We start from the raw sequence: 16,080 nt of genomic DNA on the forward strand, positions 1-16,080 counted from the left end.
GGCAAGCGTGCTGGAAGCCATTTTTGAATCGGAAGCGCTGGTGCTGGGTGCCGTCTTCGCAGCGGCCATGATGCTCTTCCTGTTCGCCGCCTTCCTCATGCTGCCGGCGATCCAGACGCGGCGGCGGGTCACCCGCGAGCTGGTCACGGAAAGCCCGATCAACCGCCGCTCGCTGGAAGCCCGTTCGGAGCTCGTCAGGCTGAAGGCGCGGCGGCCGGTGGAGGCCTACTTCCAGGCGCTGGAAAAGGAACAGGGCGAGCCCGACCCGCTGGAGGCCAAGCTCTTCCGCGCCGGCTTCTACAGCACCAAGGCGCCGGTCTACTACATGCTGACGCGCATCGGCTTCGTCGTCGCGGGCTTTCTGGCCGCCTATATCCCGCTCCAGATGATCCTGCCGCCGGGCCTGCCGGGCTTCATTCCCTTTGTCGTGGCGGCGGTCTTCGGCCTTGCCTGTCTCGTTATCCCTTCCATCGCCCTCGACCGTTTCGAGAACCGCCAGAAGGAGCAGTACCGGCGCGGCTTTCCCGATTTCATGGATATGATGATCACCTGCGCCGATGCCGGCATGAGCCTCGAAGCCGCCGTGGAGCGGGTAAGCAGCGAACTGGCCGGAACGCACAAGGCGCTGGGTGTGCAGCTTTCCATCATGGCGCTGCAGATGCGGGCGGGAAAGCCGTTGCGCGACGCGCTGCGCGACCTTTCCGACCGCATCGCTATCGACGAGGCCCGCTCGCTGGCCGTGCTTTTCCGACAGTCGGAGGAGCTCGGCACCAGCCTGACCGATGCGTTGCGCGTCTACAGCGACGAAATGCGCACCCAGCGCATCCTGCGGGCGGAGGAAAAGGCCAATTCGCTACCGGTAAAGATGGTGATCCCGCTCGGCCTGTGTGTGTTTCCGGTCGTGCTGATGATCGTGATGCTGCCTGTCATTTTGCGAATGAAAGGTATATTCTTCTAGCTGGGAATCGGCTGCAAACGGGGCAAGAATGGCCTCTTGGGGGATGAGGATGATGCAGTCACTGCGCTTTGCGCTTGGAGCAGTTGTGCTGGCCGCCGCACTGGCGGGATGCCAGACCGCTGAACTGAACTCCGACGGCGTGGTGCGCACCAACGAACCCGCCAAACTGGAGTTCACGGCCTTCGGTGATGCTTTCGACGGGCTGAAAACGATCTCGGATGTCGATTACTACGCCTCTGATCAGGCGGTGGCGGCGGCCAAGAACCAGTTCCGGCAGGAAAATTACGGCAATGCCGGCGCACTGTTCTACAAGGCCGTACGGCTCGCGCCCAACGACGGCGAGGCATGGCTGGGCCTTGCCGCGGCCAGCGACCGCATCGGCCGTTTCGACCTCGCCGACAAGGCCTATCGCGAGGCCTACCGGCTGGTCGGCAGCACGGCCGCCTACTACAACAATGTCGGCTATTCCCATCTCCTGCGCGGCAATCTCGTCGAAGCGCGGCGCAACTTCCTGAAAGCTTACGAACTGGCGCCAAACGACCCGACCGTCACCAACAATCTCGAGTTGCTCGCCTCCAGCGCGCGCAGCATCCAGCGGTGAAATGCTAGCGGCTGCCGCAATCCTTGCGCGCGCGGTTCTGGGCGTGCTCCTGCTGAGGGTCGCATGGTCCGATCTTGGACGGCAGAAAATCGCCAATCGCGACGTCCTTGTGATCGCCCTGGTCGGCGCCGGGCTTCTGCTACAGCCGGCCGCCGGCGGATCATGGGCGAACTTTGCAATCGGCGCCGCCGCCGGCGCGCTGTTCTTTCTGGTGCTCGTTCCCTTCTGGCTGATTGGCAAGGTGGGAGCGGGCGATGTCAAGCTGATGGGGGCGGCGGCGTTGGTCGCCGGCGGCGACTATCTCCTGTCCTTCGCGCTTGCCCTCATCGTCTTCACCCTCATCACCGCGCTCCTGGTAAAGATGCCGATGCTTCTGCCGGAAACCCTCTACAAGCGCTATGTCGCGCTTTTCGCCGACAACAATGTCGTGCCGTTTGGCGTGCCCATCTCGGCCGCCCTGCTTGTGGTGCTGTTGCTGCAGATCGCAGGCGTCAGGGTATAGCACTGCTCTCGAGTCCCTTGTCGCCACAGGTCTCCAAAGGCTCTGATGATCGTCGGCGCCGATAGCCCGGTTGCTTCAAATATGCGCCGGAGGGGTAGCCGGCACCGCGGGGTGTTCGGGCGCGTCCAGACCGAGACGAATGGATTCAGCCTTAGCCATCATGAGGGGGCCAACACCCTTGGCGTCATCCTCGACAACCGGCTCGGTCAGATAGTAGTTGGCCGTGCCGTCGCGATAAACGTTCGAGAACCCGCCAAGCCCCGCCACGTGACAGATGCCCGCAAGCCGCAACCTGCCTTTGGCGTCGGTCTGCAATCCCCGCCTTGCCAACGCCAGCAGGCCGCCATGTCCGACAGCGGCGAATCCTTCGGCAAAACCGATGCGCTCGGCTTTGAGCAACGCGTAGGCGAACATGGCAGTCGCGGAGCTTTCGGCATAATTGCCGGGCAGATCGGGCCGGTCTATGACCTGCAGCCAGGTGCCATCCGCGGTACGCAAGGCCAGAATCTGGGCGAGTAAACGGCGCGCATGGTCGCCGGCGCCCGTGGCGTCCATCCGCCCCATGCCCACCAGTTCGGCGATATCGACCAGGGCCATTGCCAGCCAGCCGAGCGCTCGTGCCCAATGCGCGGGCGAGCGGCCGGTATCAGGGTCCGCCCACTGCTGTTGACGGCTTTCATCATAACCGTGGGCGTAAAGCCCCGTCGCACTTTCCCTTGTCAGAGACAGGGCTTTCACAAGCTGCTCCAAGGCGTCGTCGAGGAGAGCGTCATCCCCGCTCAGGCGCGCGAATTCAATCTGAAAGGGAAGGCCCATATAGAGGCCATCGAGCCATATCTGCCATGGGTACACCTTTTTGTGCCAGTAAACGCCCGACCTGGTGCGCGGGTGCAGCGCAAGCTGCCTGGCGAGCAGATAAGCGCCGGCCTTGTATTTCTCATCGCCGGTGGCCTTGTAGAGGTAGATCAGGGCGCGACCGGACAGGATATGATCGATGTTGAATTCCTCGACCGTATAGCCCGCCAGATCGCCATCGGTCGAAACCTGGGCGTTCACCAGGCGCTCCAGGTGAGCGAACCAGCGTCCCTCGCCCGTCGCCTCGTGCAAAAGCGCAAGACCACGATAAATGCACCCGTCTTCATAGCACCAGGAACCGCTCTTGTAGGGCGTATAGGCAGCGGCATAATTATCGAAATAGTCCATCAGCATGCCGCGGCAGCTCCCTCCATGATGCAGGACCGCCGCCGCCCGGTGGAAGTTCCGGGAAATATGGGCGTCCGGCAGAGGCGTTTCGGGAAAATGACGGCGGCAGGCAGTTGCCCGCCGCCGCGTCGGGGTTTTCAGAACTTTTCAAGGACGCCGTTCACGCCCTCGATGATTTCCACCGATGCATCGGCGGCCGAGATCTGGCCATAGGCATGCGCTTCCAGCGTATCCTGGAAAATTTCGCGCACCTCCGGATGTTCGTTGAAGGGCGAAACGGTCGGCCCCTTGGCCTCCATGACGATCCGGTTCGCCTCGAGCAGCTGCGGATTGATGGCGCCGCTGTCGGCGAGCGTCTCGGAGGCGATCCGGCTTGCCGGGATGCCGCGCGAATCGCCCAGCGCCTGAATGCCTTCGGGCTCGTTCAAAAGGCAGTTGACGATCTGGGCCGCAGCTTCCGGGTTCTTGCTGTTCTTGGAGATCGAGAAGACCATGGAGGGCTTGCGGTACACGCCCTCCGTCACCGCATCATGGATCGTCAGCAGCTTCACCGGCACCAGTTCCTGGCCCTCTTCCAGAGGGTCGTTGAACTTGGAATAGGTCGAATCCCACTCATAGGACCCCGCGATGCGGCCGTCCGACCAGGCGGGCAGCTCGAACAATTCCACATTGCCGCCACCGGCCACCGTCTTCCATGACCGGATGACGCCCTGGTCGACGAGGCTCTGGTGGAACTCGATTCCCTTCTGCAGTTCCTCCGCCGACCAGGCGACCGTGTTGGTTGCCGGGTCGATCAGGTCCTTGCCGGTCATCTGCGTTGTCGCCAGCGAAACGACGAGAACGGCGGTCAGCCCGTTCTGCCCTGTGGCGTCGAAGGGGAAATAGTCCTCGCCCAGCTTTTCCTTGAAGACGGATGCCGCCGAGATGAGGTCGTCCCAGGTGGCGGGAAGAGGAACGCCGGCCTTCTCGAAGGACGCCTTGTTGAAGAAGAAGACGCGGCCCGTGGTGGAGATCGGCAGGCCGTTCAGCTTGCCGTTCATCGTCCCGCTTTCCAGCTGCTCCTCCGGCCACTGGCCGAGATCGATCGTATCGGAATACTCGCGCAGATCGGCAAAGCCCGAGCCGTCCAGCGACAGCAGCGGCAGCCAGGGCCAGTTGATCTGCATGATGTCGGCCTCGGTGCCGCCGGCAAGCTGCGTGGTCACCTTTTCCTGATGACCCGTCCACCCGGTGAATTCCGGCTGGATCGTATGGCCATGCTTTTCGCCGCAGGCCTTCAGCGCCTCCTGCGTGGCGATGTGGCGGCTGTCGCCACCCCACCACGACATGCGCAGATCCGCCGCCTGCGCGGCGCCTGCGCCCAGTAAAAGAATTGTTGCAAGTGCTGTTGCTGTCTTCTTCATTTCATCCTCCCGTTTGATCTTGTTCAAGCTTCTGGCGGCAGGCTGATATTTCTTCCAGTCTGCCGGTCGAAGATGTGGACTGCCTCCTCGCGCGGGGTCAGCCGGATATGGTCGTCGTGGATGTCGGCGGGGTTGTAGCGATCGGAAGGCACAACGGCGACGAGCCGCATGCCGGCGAGATCGACGTGGAGATAGACCTCGTGCCCCATGAACTCGACATGGGCCACGGTGCCTTCCAGTGCATTGTCGTCGTCCTGTGCGGCGATGCTCAGATGCTGAGGCCTGATACCCACCGTCACCGCATCACCGTCCTTTGCCTTCAGCCGGTCGGTCAGCGCCGGCCCGAAGGACAGCGGCTGCCCGGCGAGCGCGACCGTCAGCCCGCCATTAGCGACGACGGTCCCCTCCAGAAGGTTCATTTCCGGGCTGCCGATAAACCCGGCGACGAAGGCGTTTTCCGGCCGGTTGTAGAGCGTCACCGGGTCGGCCACCTGCATGATATGGCCGTCCTTCATGACGCAGATCCGGTCGCCCATGGTCATGGCCTCGGTCTGGTCGTGGGTCACATAGACCACGGTGGAGGACAGCCCGTCCCGCTTCAGGCGCTTGTGCAGATCGGTGATGCGCACGCGCATGGAAGCGCGCAGCTTTGCGTCGAGATTGGACAGCGGCTCGTCGAACAGGAAGACTTCCGGCTTCTTGATGAGCGCCCGGCCCACGGCCACGCGCTGCGCCTGCCCGCCGGAAAGCTGCTTGGGCAGCCGGTCGAGCAATGGATCGATCTCCAGGATGCCCGCCACCGCGCGGGTGCTCTCCTCGATCTCGGGCTTCGGCCGCCGCTTCAGCTTCAGCCCGAAGGCAAGGTTGTTGCGCACCTTCATGTGGGGGTAGAGCGCGTAGTTCTGGAACACCATGGAGATGCCGCGCTGGCCGGGCGGCAGATTGTTGACGATCCTGTCGCCGATGCGCACTTCGCCGCCGGTGATCGTCTCCAGACCTGCAATCATGCGCAAGGTGGTGGATTTGGCGCAGCCGGAAGGGCCGACCAGCACCATGAACTCGCCGTCGTTCACGTCGAGGCTGATGCCGTGCACCGCCTTGAAGGCGTTGCCATAGACCTTTTCCAGGTTTCGGATCTGCAAACGCGCCATGGCTAACCTTTCACTCCGCCCGTCGAGATGCCCTCGATGAAATACTTCTGCGCCAGGAAGAACACGACGAGCGCGGGCATCAACGCCAGCACGGACATAGCCAGGATGCGGTTCCACTGGAACGCCTCGGTCGTGTCGATCGACAGTTTCAGGGCCAGCGAGATGGGATATTTGTCGACCGAGGACAGGTAGATGAGCGGACCCAGAAAGTCGTTCATGGTCCACATGAACTGGAACAGGCAGACCGAGATCAGCGCCGGCGCCAGCATCGGCACGACGATATAGATCAGCGTCTGCAGCGTGTTGGCCCCGTCGACGCGGGCGGCCTCCTCCATGTCGCGCGGTATGGCCCGCAGGAACTGGATCAGCATGAAGACGAAGAACGCGTCTCCCGCGAAGGCCGACGGCACCCAGAGCGGCAGGAAGGTGTCGAGCCAGCCAAGATCACGGAACAGCAGATAGTGTGGAATGCGCGTGACCACGTTGGGCAGGAGCAGCGTCGCGATGAGCGTGGCGAAGAGGATCTTCTTGCCTGGAAACTCGAAGCGGGCAAAGCCGTAGGCCACGGCTGCGCAGGAGATGGCGGTACCGATCGTCTTGGGCAGGATGATGAGGAACGTGTTCCAGAAGAAGGTCGCGAACGTATAGGGCGTCGAGGTCTTCCAGCCTTGGATATAGCCGTCGATCGTGGGCTCCTGCGGGATGAAGCCGGGATTGGTGAAGATCTCGGAATTGGTCTTGAAGGAGGCGCCGATCAGCCAGATCAGCGGGTAGAGCATGATGAAGCCGACGCCCGCCAGGAGGAAGTAGCGCACGGCCGATGAGATCACGTGCATGCGCCGGCTTTCGATATGCGCGCGTGCGGTTTCGAGTTCGGCGGCGGCGGGGACGGCGATCTCCTGTGTCATCGTCAGCTCCTCTTGTCCCCGGCGTAGTAGACCCAGTGGCGCGACGACCAGAAGGCGATCAGCGTCAGCACCATGATGATGGCGAACAGCACCCAGGCGATCGCCGAGGCGTAACCCATGTCGAACTTCTTGAAGGCTTCCTCGTAGATGTAGAGAGGCAGGAGGTAGGTCGATTTCAGCGGCCCGCCCTGGGTGATGACGTAGGGGCCGTTGAACTCCTGGAACGCCTGCACCATCTGCATGATCAGGTTGAAGAAGATGACCGGCGTGATGAGCGGCAGCGTGATGTAGACGAAGGTATGCCACTTGCCAGCCCCGTCGATCGCCGCCGCCTCATAGAGCGTCTTGTCGATGCTTTGCAGCGCGGCGAGGAAGATGACCATGGCCGAGCCGAACTGCCACAGGCGCAGCAGCGTGATGGTGAAGAGCGCATTGTCGGGATCGCCGAACCAGTTGACCGGCTCGCCGCCAAGCGCCGTGATGACCATGTTCACCAGACCGGAATCGGCGAAGATGTAGCGCCACAGCACCGCCACCGCGATGGATCCGCCGAGGATCGACGGCACGTAATAGGCCGTGCGGAAGAAATTGATGAATTTCAGCCGATAGTTCAGGATATACGCGATGAACAGCGCGAAGACGAGCTTCAGCGGCACCGTCAGGAGCACGTAGAGAAGCGTCACCCTCAGCGATTTCCTGAAGGTCCGGTCGCGCGTGAACAGTTCCGTGTAGTTGTCGAGGCCCGACCATCGCGGCTTGCTCAGCAAATCGTAGTCGGTAAAGCTGAGATAAAAGGACGCGATGAACGGGATCGCGGTAAAGATCAGCAGCCCGGCAATGTAAGGCGCGACATAGGCAAGGCCGAGATATCTGCTGTCGCCGCCCATCAGCCGGCCCTTTTCAACGCTTCCGGAAGGAACTCGGCCGTAGCCGCCACCATCTGGCCGAACAGGTCGCGAGCCTTGTCGGGGCCGAGAGGAGCGACCAGCGGGTCGCTGAGGAACAGCGGGAACAGATCGTCCCGCCGGCCCTCGATAACCGCCGCGACCAGTGCGGTCTGGCGCTCGGCATGCGGCTTGACGATGAGCTCCAGCGCCTCGGGCAGTCGGCCCGAATGCAGCGGCTGGATTCCGGCGGGAGAGAACCGGGCGTTGGTTTCCACCACGACGCCCTCGGCAAATCCCGAAAGCTGGCCGCGATTGGGCAGGTTGACGTTGGTCACGTGCGCCGCGCCGCCGGCCAGAGCCTTGATCTCTGCCACCAATGCCTCCTCGGACGCGGCGAGCGGAGGCAAAGGCGCGCCGGCATCGAGCTCAGCCGCCGCGCGGCGTTTCTCATCCCGCTCGCGCATGCGGTAGTCCACGGGCGTCAGCCCGAAGCCGAATTCCTCGTTGCGGTCGAGATACCAGGTCTGGGGCACGAACTCGGCCAGGTGCCGGTCCCCTGCCGCCGCGGCAATGCCGAACCGCGAGGCAAGGTCGAACTTGACCATGTTGTGGTCCAGGAAGCAGCGCTCCTGCTCGTTGCCGGGATCGATCGGCGTCGCGCGCCAGCCGGACGCGCGATGGGTCCGGGCGAAATCCAGATAATCCTGCAACATGTCGACACCGCCGACCACGGCGCGGTCGACGAAGGTGAAATGGTTGATGCCGAGCACATTCACCTCGACATCGCGGAAGCTGTAGCTGACGCTGCCCGCCTTGCGGTTGGCGAGCCATGCCACGATGTGCCGCAGCTTCGTCACCTCGTGGCACTCGCCCCACGCCTTGATGCCCGGGAAAACGGCGTAGAGCGCCCCCGTCAGCACCGACATCGGATTTGTAAGGTTGCAGACATAGGCATCCGGGCAGCAGGCCCTGATCGATTGCGCTATCTCCGCCAGCATGGGAATGGACCGCATGGCGCGCACGAAGCCGCCCGGCCCGACCGTGTCGCCGACCGACTGGCGGATGCCGTAGCGTTCCGGCAGGGCGATGTCGGAGGCCATCGTCTCCAAAGTGCCCGGCAAGATCGAGATGACGACCACATCGGCACCGTCGAGCGCATCCTCGATGCGCTCATGCGCCGTATAGCGGGCGGGCTTGCCCTTGCCGGCCTGCGCTATGCGCCGCCCGAGACGGGCGTTTCGCTCGGCGGCGGCGAGATTGATGTCGTAGAGGCGCATGTCGACGGCCAGCGTGCCGTCCTGGGCGATGTCGCCCATCAGTTTGGTCGCCCAGTTGAGCGAACCTCCGCCGATATAGGCTATCGCAAGGCTCTTTTGATCTTCAAAATCATGCATGTCGATATAGCGGACGATGCCGTGATCTGGAGCGGAGTGCCCAGATCGGGTGCCCGGCGTCGTCGGTTCCTCCCAGAATGACGTGGTTTTCGCGCTTGCCGCGATGTATGGAGACAGTATTCTGTCTCACGCGTCCATTTGAAATTGACGAATCTGGAAAAAGGGATGGACAAAACTGAAGGTGGCGTTCTGGCCGGCATCCCGGAGAACGCCCTGAAGCTCAACCTGACGCGCTCCGCCATCAAGATGCAGCACCCGCGGACATGGCGCGTCGACAAGTCGAACACCGTTCACGACCTCATCGTGTGCCTGAGCGGTAGCGGCAGCTATGTCGTCGACGACAGCGCCTACACGCTGACGCCGGGCGACGCCATGCTGATACCGGCCGGCAGCCATTTCGTCGGCTGGCACGCTTCCGGCGAGGCCTATACGGGCGTGGCGCAGCACTTCACGCTCGACGTCTTCGGCAGGCACGACCTCATCTCGCAGATGCGCATCGAGCGGATCGTGCGCTTTTCGCGCTGGCCGCTGCTGGAACCGGTGATCCGCTACTATCACGACATCGCCCCTGCATCCTCGACGACACTCCTGCAGCACCATCTCTTCATGTTCATCCTGATCGAATTCCTGGAGGATGCCTTCATCGCCTGGAACACACCGCCGGTGGGCGCCGTGAGCACCGCCGACGGCATCTCGCTCAGCATCATGCTGGCCGCCGCCCGGATAACGGCCGAGCCGCTCGACGAGGATATCTGCGAGCGCGTCGTCGCCGAGGCGCCCTACAACCCCGAATATTTCAAGCGGGAGTTCCGCCGCCAGATCGGCTGGACGCCGAGAAAGTTCCAGGAGTTCAAAAGGATGGAGCGGGCCATGAACATACTCGCCAGCGGCAACACGGTGAGCGACACCGCCGCCCTCGTCGGCTATTCCGACGTCTATTACTTCTCGCGCATGTTCAAGCGCCACATCGGGACCAGCCCGGTCGGCTACAAGCTTGCCGTCAAGGAAAGCCAGAACGGCAGGTTCCCGCGCGGCGAGGAAGACGGCCAGGTCATGTATCCACTGGTGGAACGGCAGGAACAAACCCTGTAACCGGCGACCTGCGACCTACATCGCGGCAAGCGCCGATACCGCCTTGACAGCGGCCGAGGCGCGGTTTTCCACACCCAGCTTGACATAGACCTGTTCCAGATGCTTGGTCACGGTGCGCGGACTCAGGTCCAGTATCTCGGCGATATCCCGGTTGGTCTTGCCGCGCGCGACCCACATGAGAACCTCGCTTTCCCGGTGGGTGAGCGCGAAATGCCGGCGCAACACCTCGTCCTGCCGGTCCTCGCCCTTGCTCAGGAGGCGGAACAGGAACTCGTCCTGCCCGATCTGGCCGAGACACACGAGTTCGAATCGCCTGGTCCCGCTCACCGGAATATCGAGGGACTTGCCCAGCGGCGGGGTGCCGGCATGCGCCGCCATCCATTGCGCGGCGGCCTGGACTATTGCCTCAGGCGCATCCGGGCCGGCTTCCGGGGCCTCCAGCAGCCGGCTCGTCTGCGGCGTCGACCAGAGGATGTTGCCGGCCGCCGACAGGGCAAGCAGATGCCGGCCTGCGGCATCGAGCGCCAACCGGGTGCTTTGTGCCCGCCTGGCGTTGACCAGATGCACCCTCATGCGCGCGCGCAGCTCTTCCAGATTGATCGGCTTCGTCAGATAATCTACGCCGCCCGAATCCAGTGCATGAACGACATGCTCGGTCTGTGTCAGTCCGGTCATGAAGATCACCGGAATGTGGGCGGCCGTGGTGTGCCCCTTGAGCCGCCTGCAAGTCTCGAAACCGTCGAGACCCGGCATGACGGCGTCCATGAGAATAACATCGGGGCTGATCTTGTCGACGATGTTCAGCGCCGCCTCGCCACTCGTTGCGACCAGCACCGTCACCCCCGCCTGCTCCATCGCGGTGGTCAGAAAGCCCAGCGTTTCGGGCGAATCATCGACAACCAATACGATTTCGCCAGCCGGCTCGCGATCATCCATCGTGCTTCAAGTTCTCCAGAATATCTTGGTAGCCGACGAAGTCATACACGTCCATGCGCGCGCGCAGAAGGCCGACCAGTGGCTGGTTGGCGCTCTCTTGGGAAAGAATCTCGAGCCGCTCCTCGATGGCGCGAACGTGGCCTATCTCGCCGAGCCTGACGAGTTCGTCGACATGATCCCGGCCGGGCGATCGGAATTCGGCACCGGCGCGTGCCGTCTGCCCCGGCCGGGTCAACGCGCTCTTGTCGTCAATCGTCCAGTTCAAATTCAAATGCGCCTCGATCCGGTCCAGTAATTGCCGAAAGCCGAACGGTTTTGCGATGGCGTCGTCAGGCCCCACTTCGCCCCGGAAGGCCGCCACGCCATCGCCGATATTGGCCGAAAGCATGACGATGGGCGCGGTCATGCCCCCGGTGCGAAGGCGCTCGGCCAGCTCCCAGCCGTTCATCCCCGGCATCAGGATATCGATGAAGAACATGTCGGGCGCAATGCCTTCGAGCAGCGTCAGGCAGGCGGGACCGTCCGCGGCTGTCAGCACCGTGAAGTCGAGCGGTTGCAGCATCTGCCGCATCATCTCGCGATGGTCGCCATTGTCGTCGACCACCATGATAGTGCGGCGGCGGCCGGTGTAGCCGGTGGTCCGCCGCTCATGGGTGGCCGGCACCGGCGGCCGGTCGACCTTGGTAAGCATCAGCCTCACGTGAAAGCTCGAGCCTTTCCCCGGTTCGCTTTCGACCCGTATTTCTCCGCCCAGCGTCTCGGTCAGAAGCTTGGTGATGGTCAGGCCCAGCCCGAGCCCCGGCGAGAGCCGGTTGCGCTCCGCCTTGCCGCGGGCGAAAGGTTCGAAAATGTGGTCGAAATCGTCGGCTCCAATGCCCGGCCCGGTGTCGCTTACCGAAAATCCGGCCACCTGCGAGCGGTAGCTGACCTTGAATTCGACGCGGCCTTTCTCGGTGAACTTGATCGCGTTCGAAAGCAGGTTCACCAGGATCTGGCGCAGCCTTTTGTCGTCGGCACGCACGAACTGAGGCACCCCGCGCTCGCGCTCATGGATGAAGGTCAGTCCTTTCGCTTCCGCCTGCAGGCGGAACATGTCCACGATCTGATCGAGGAAGTCGTGAAAATTGACCTCGCTCATATGAAACTGGAGGCGCCCGGCCTCGATCTTGGAAATATCCAGAAGACCGTCGATCAGGCCCGAAAGATGCTCCGCACTGCGCCTGATCACGCGGATGGAGGAAGCCCAGGGCTTCGGCGCGTCTTCTTCGCGTTCGAGGATCTGCGCATAGCCGAGGACCGCGTTGAGAGGCGTGCGCAATTCATGGCTCAGCCCCACGACATACCGGCTCTTCGCCTTGTTGGCGGCTTCGGCCTTCTCCTTGGCCTGCTGCAGGGCGGCATCGGTCTTTTCGTGAGCGGCGATCTCCTTCAGGAGAAGCGTGTTCTGGCGCGAGCTTTCCTCCTCGGCGACCAGCCGGCTATCACGGGCCAGCACCAGGAACCAGGTGACGATGCCCGCGACCACACAGAAGACGAAGAAGACCACCGCGATGGTGCCCCCCACGATGTCGGCCGTTTGGGGAGCGGCTCTGGCGGCGGCGGCATAGATCATGAGCAGTATCGCGCCGATCAGCATGACCGCAATGCCCATGGCGATCGCATAGCGCCCAAGGCGCGTGCCCAGCCAGGCCAGCACCCGTTCCGGCAGGAAATGTCGCGCCACCGTCGCCGTCTGCGCCTTCAGGCGGGCATGCGGCTTGCAAAGATCATGACAGCGCGCGTCGAGCGAACAGCACAAGGAACAGATCGGTGCGGCATAAGCCGGGCACCACGCCATGTCCTCCAGCTCGAAGGGATGCTCGCAGATCGAGCAGGTAAGCGTGCCCTCGCCCTGCCATCCTTTGCGCGGCTTGCGTGCCAGGTAATATTTGCCGCCGGTCGCATAAGCTATTGCCGGGGCTGCAACGAAGGCTGCGCAAAGGGCGATGTAGGGAGCAAATGCCGCCGCCATGTCGCCGAAGGCGCCGAAATGGGCTGCGAGCGCAATGCCCGCCGATAGCGACATGGAGCCGGGTCCCACGGGATTGATGTCGTAGAGATGCGCCCGCTTGAACTCGATGCCGGCAGGTGCCAGACCAAGCGGCTTGTTGACGAACAGATCGGCCGAAACGGTGCAGAGCCAAGCCATGGCGACGATTGAGAAGATGGCCAGCGTCGCTTCCAGCATGCGGTAGATGCCAAGCTCCATCAGGAAGAGCGCGATCGCCACATTGAACAGGAGCCAGACGACCCGGCCGGGATGGCTGTGCGTGAGCCGCGAAAAGAAGTTCGACCAGGCGAGCGATCCCGCATAGGCGTTCATCACATTGATCTTGAGTTGGCTGACCACCACGAAGATCGCCATCAGCACCAGAGCCAGCATCTCGTTCGGGATCATGTAGCCGAACGCCGCAGCATACATCTGCGCCGGCTCGGATGCATGTTCCGGTGCGACGCCGGAGGAAAGCACGAGCACGGCAAGAAACGAGCCTGCAAGCAGCTTCGGTGCGCCGACGATCACCCAGCCCGGCCCGGCGAGGAATACCGCCAGCGCGTGGCGCTTTTTCGAGTGCTCCTTGGCGGGAAGGAACCGCAGGAAGTCCACCTGCTCTCCGATCTGCGTCATCAGCGCGAGGATCACGGCAGAGGCAGCGCCAAACTTGACCAGTTCCAGCGCCGGGATACCTTCGCCAGCCGCAACGCCAATGCCGCCAAACGACCGCCAGACATCGAATGCGTCCCAGTCGACCCAGGCGATGAACAGGAAAGGCAGGATGTTGAGCACGATCCAGACGGGCTGTGTGAGCAACTGGAAGCGGCTGATCAGCCTCACGCCATGCGTCACCAGCGGAATGACGGCGACCGCGCTGACGATGTATCCGATCCAGAGCGGAATGCCGAACGCCAGCTGAAGCGCGCTCGACATGATCGAGGCCTCGATCGCAAAGAGGATAAAGGTGAAGCTGGCGTAGATAAGCGAGGTGACCGTCGAGCCGATGTAGCCGAACCCCGCCCCGCGTGTCAGCAGGTCGATATCCAGGCCATGCCGCATCGCATAGCGCGAGATCGGCAGGCCTACGACCAGGATGACGACGCTGGCGACGATGATCGCGGCAATCGCGTTGCTCGTGCCGTAGGAAAGCGTGATCGCCCCGCCGATCGCCTCCAGCGCCAGGAACGAGATGGCGCCGATGGCCGTCTGCGAAATGCGCCGGCTGGAGAATTGCCGGGCGCTCTTGGCGGTGAAGCGCAGGGCGTAGTCTTCGAGAGTCTGGTTGGCGACCCAGCGGTTATACTGCCGCCTGATAGGTAGGATCCGCTGCCGCGCCATGCCTGTTCTCGTGTCCCCCTGGCGGCCGTCCGCCGCTCGCTCCTCCAGGACGGACCCTTTTCCGCCCGCCAGGCAGCCATTGCCTGCCTCTAGATGACTACTTTTTCATCAAGTTCGCAATATGCCAAAAAAATGCGCAGAAGGTGTTTTGAGCCTACCCACATGTTTTCACTGGAAAAACGGCGTCCATCGCTCGGGCAGCCTTCCTCAAACATCCTGAACTACGTCGTTCTGCGTATAGGGCACCGCGCGCATTGCGTTCCAGAATTGTTCCCACGGTCTGCAAGGTCAGGCCTGAAAGAACATTCAGGGGAACAAACAGATGAGCATGAAGATGACCCGCCGCGCGGTGATGACCGCTGCATTGGCAAGTTCGATCTGCCTTTCGGCAGGAATTACCTACGCACAGGAAGAGACCATCAAGGTCGGCGTCCTCCATTCGCTCTCGGGCACCATGGCGATTTCCGAGACGACGCTGAAGGACACGATGCTCTTCCTCATCGACGAGCAGAACAGGAAGGGTGGGCTTCTGGGCAAGAAGCTCGAAGCCGTGGTGGTCGACCCCGCTTCCGACTGGCCGCTGTTCGCCGAGAAGGCGCGCGAGCTGATCTCGGTCAGCGACGTGGCGGCGGTATTCGGCTGCTGGACGTCGGTCTCCCGCAAATCCGTTCTGCCGGTGTTCGAGGAGTTGAATTCGATCCTCTTCTATCCGGTGCAGTATGAGGGCGAGGAGAGCCAGCGCAACGTCTTCTACACGGGTGCGGCGCCCAACCAGCAGGCCATTCCCGCCGTCGATTACCTGATGAACGAGGAAGGCGTGGAGCGCTGGGTGCTGGCCGGCACCGACTATGTCTATCCGCGCACGACCAACAAGATCCTCGAGCAGTACCTGATGGACAAGGGCGTGGCCGCCGAGGACATCATGATCAACTACACGCCCTTCGGCCATTCCGACTGGCAGACGATCGTCTCCGACATCAAGGCGTTCGGCTCGGCGGGCAAGAAGACGGCGGTGGTTTCCACCATCAACGGCGACGCCAACGTGCCGTTCTACAAGGAGCTCGCCAATCAAGGGATCGCCGCCGAGGACATCCCGGTCGTCGCCTTCTCCGTGGGCGAGGAAGAGCTTGCCGGCATCGACACCGAGCCGCTGGTGGGGCACCTCGCCGCCTGGAACTACTTCCAGTCCGTCGACACGCCGGAGAACGAGGAATTCATCGCCAAGTGGCGCGAATTCATCGGCGACGAGAACCGCGTGACCAACGACCCGATGGAAGCCCATGTGGTCGGCTTCAACCTGTGGGTCCAGGCCGTCGAGAAGGCCGGCACGACCGACACCGATGCCGTGCTCGACGCCATTATCGGCCTTGAGACGCCGAACCTGACCGGCGGCATCGCCAAGATGCTCCCCAACCATCACATCACCAAGCCGGTGCTGATCGGCGAGATTCAGGACGACGGCCAGTTCGAGGTGGTGTGGGAGACGGAAGAGGTGGTGCCGGGCGACGCCTGGTCGGACTTCCTACCGGAATCGAAGATGATCGAGGCGGATTGGACGGCACCGATCAATTGCGGGAACTACAACACCGAGACGAAGAGCTGCGGCGGCGCGAGCTGACATTCGAGCGGGGAAGGCGGCCGCCGCCTTCCCCCAATCCCTGATCCCAAACTTTCC

General features: G+C 62.8%; 13 protein-coding genes. 5 read left to right on the plus strand and 8 right to left on the minus strand.

From position 1 onward, the window contains the following. The first annotated feature begins 7 nt into the window (after positions 1-7). From N1058_RS09935 to N1058_RS09945, 3 genes are read left to right on the plus strand one after another with little or no spacing between them, the layout of a single operon-like run. On the plus strand, positions 8-958 hold the full coding sequence (locus N1058_RS09935) for a type II secretion system F family protein (RefSeq protein WP_338040657.1): 951 nt from the start codon (positions 8-10) through the stop codon (positions 956-958). Positions 959-1,007: 49 nt separating this feature from the next. Further along, a complete protein-coding gene (locus N1058_RS09940; protein WP_265517357.1) occupies positions 1,008-1,559 on the plus strand; it encodes a tetratricopeptide repeat protein in 552 nt (183 codons plus the stop codon). 1 nt (position 1,560) lies between these two features. Then, positions 1,561-2,061 carry a prepilin peptidase gene (locus N1058_RS09945; RefSeq protein WP_265517358.1) on the plus strand — a complete coding sequence of 167 codons (501 nt, stop codon included), beginning with the start codon at positions 1,561-1,563 and terminating at the stop codon, positions 2,059-2,061. A 75-nt stretch (positions 2,062-2,136) separates the two neighbouring features. Here N1058_RS09945 and N1058_RS09950 read toward each other — a convergent pair whose 3' ends face one another. The 6 genes from N1058_RS09950 to N1058_RS09975 form a co-directional block, all read right to left on the minus strand. Beyond that, complete coding sequence (locus N1058_RS09950; RefSeq protein ID WP_265517359.1) at positions 2,137-3,270, minus strand: glycoside hydrolase family 88/105 protein; 1,134 nt, start codon at positions 3,268-3,270, stop codon at positions 2,137-2,139. 131 nt (positions 3,271-3,401) lie between these two features. After that, the gene (locus N1058_RS09955) at positions 3,402-4,667 is read right to left on the minus strand and encodes an ABC transporter substrate-binding protein (RefSeq protein ID WP_265517360.1); all 1,266 of its coding nucleotides are present in this window, start codon (positions 4,665-4,667) and stop codon (positions 3,402-3,404) included. Between the two features lie 23 nt (positions 4,668-4,690). Continuing rightward, a complete protein-coding gene (locus N1058_RS09960; protein ID WP_265517361.1) occupies positions 4,691-5,818 on the minus strand; it encodes an ABC transporter ATP-binding protein in 1,128 nt (375 codons plus the stop codon). 2 nt (positions 5,819-5,820) lie between these two features. Then, entirely contained in the window at positions 5,821-6,654 is an 834-nt protein-coding gene (locus N1058_RS09965; protein WP_265517516.1) for a carbohydrate ABC transporter permease, read from the minus strand. 74 nt (positions 6,655-6,728) lie between these two features. Further along, the gene (locus N1058_RS09970) at positions 6,729-7,613 is read right to left on the minus strand and encodes a carbohydrate ABC transporter permease (RefSeq protein ID WP_265517362.1); all 885 of its coding nucleotides are present in this window, start codon (positions 7,611-7,613) and stop codon (positions 6,729-6,731) included. Then, the gene (locus tag N1058_RS09975) at positions 7,613-9,007 is read right to left on the minus strand and encodes a family 4 glycosyl hydrolase (protein ID WP_265517363.1); all 1,395 of its coding nucleotides are present in this window, start codon (positions 9,005-9,007) and stop codon (positions 7,613-7,615) included. Before N1058_RS09975 ends, N1058_RS09970 begins: the two co-directional genes overlap by 1 nt. 165 nt (positions 9,008-9,172) lie before the next feature. Here N1058_RS09975 and N1058_RS09980 point away from each other — a divergent pair, with 165 nt between their 5' ends. After that, positions 9,173-10,099: a helix-turn-helix domain-containing protein gene (locus N1058_RS09980; RefSeq protein WP_265517364.1), complete on the plus strand. Its 927-nt coding sequence runs from the start codon at positions 9,173-9,175 to the stop codon at positions 10,097-10,099. A 15-nt stretch (positions 10,100-10,114) separates the two neighbouring features. Here the strand turns inward: N1058_RS09980 and N1058_RS09985 are convergent, their stop codons facing one another. Next, the gene (locus N1058_RS09985) at positions 10,115-11,035 is read right to left on the minus strand and encodes a response regulator transcription factor (protein ID WP_265517365.1); all 921 of its coding nucleotides are present in this window, start codon (positions 11,033-11,035) and stop codon (positions 10,115-10,117) included. Continuing rightward, on the minus strand, positions 11,028-14,405 hold the full coding sequence (locus tag N1058_RS09990) for a hybrid sensor histidine kinase/response regulator (protein WP_265517366.1): 3,378 nt from the start codon (positions 14,403-14,405) through the stop codon (positions 11,028-11,030). The genes N1058_RS09985 and N1058_RS09990 overlap by 8 nt, the downstream gene beginning before the upstream one ends. Before the next feature lie 334 nt (positions 14,406-14,739). Here N1058_RS09990 and urtA point away from each other — a divergent pair, with 334 nt between their 5' ends. Beyond that, a complete protein-coding gene (urtA, locus tag N1058_RS09995; protein ID WP_265517517.1) occupies positions 14,740-16,023 on the plus strand; it encodes an urea ABC transporter substrate-binding protein in 1,284 nt (427 codons plus the stop codon). The last annotated feature ends 57 nt before the right edge of the window (positions 16,024-16,080 follow it).

The organism is Nitratireductor luteus (assembly GCF_026162365.1).
Lineage (GTDB): Bacteria > Pseudomonadota > Alphaproteobacteria > Rhizobiales > Rhizobiaceae > Chelativorans > Chelativorans luteus.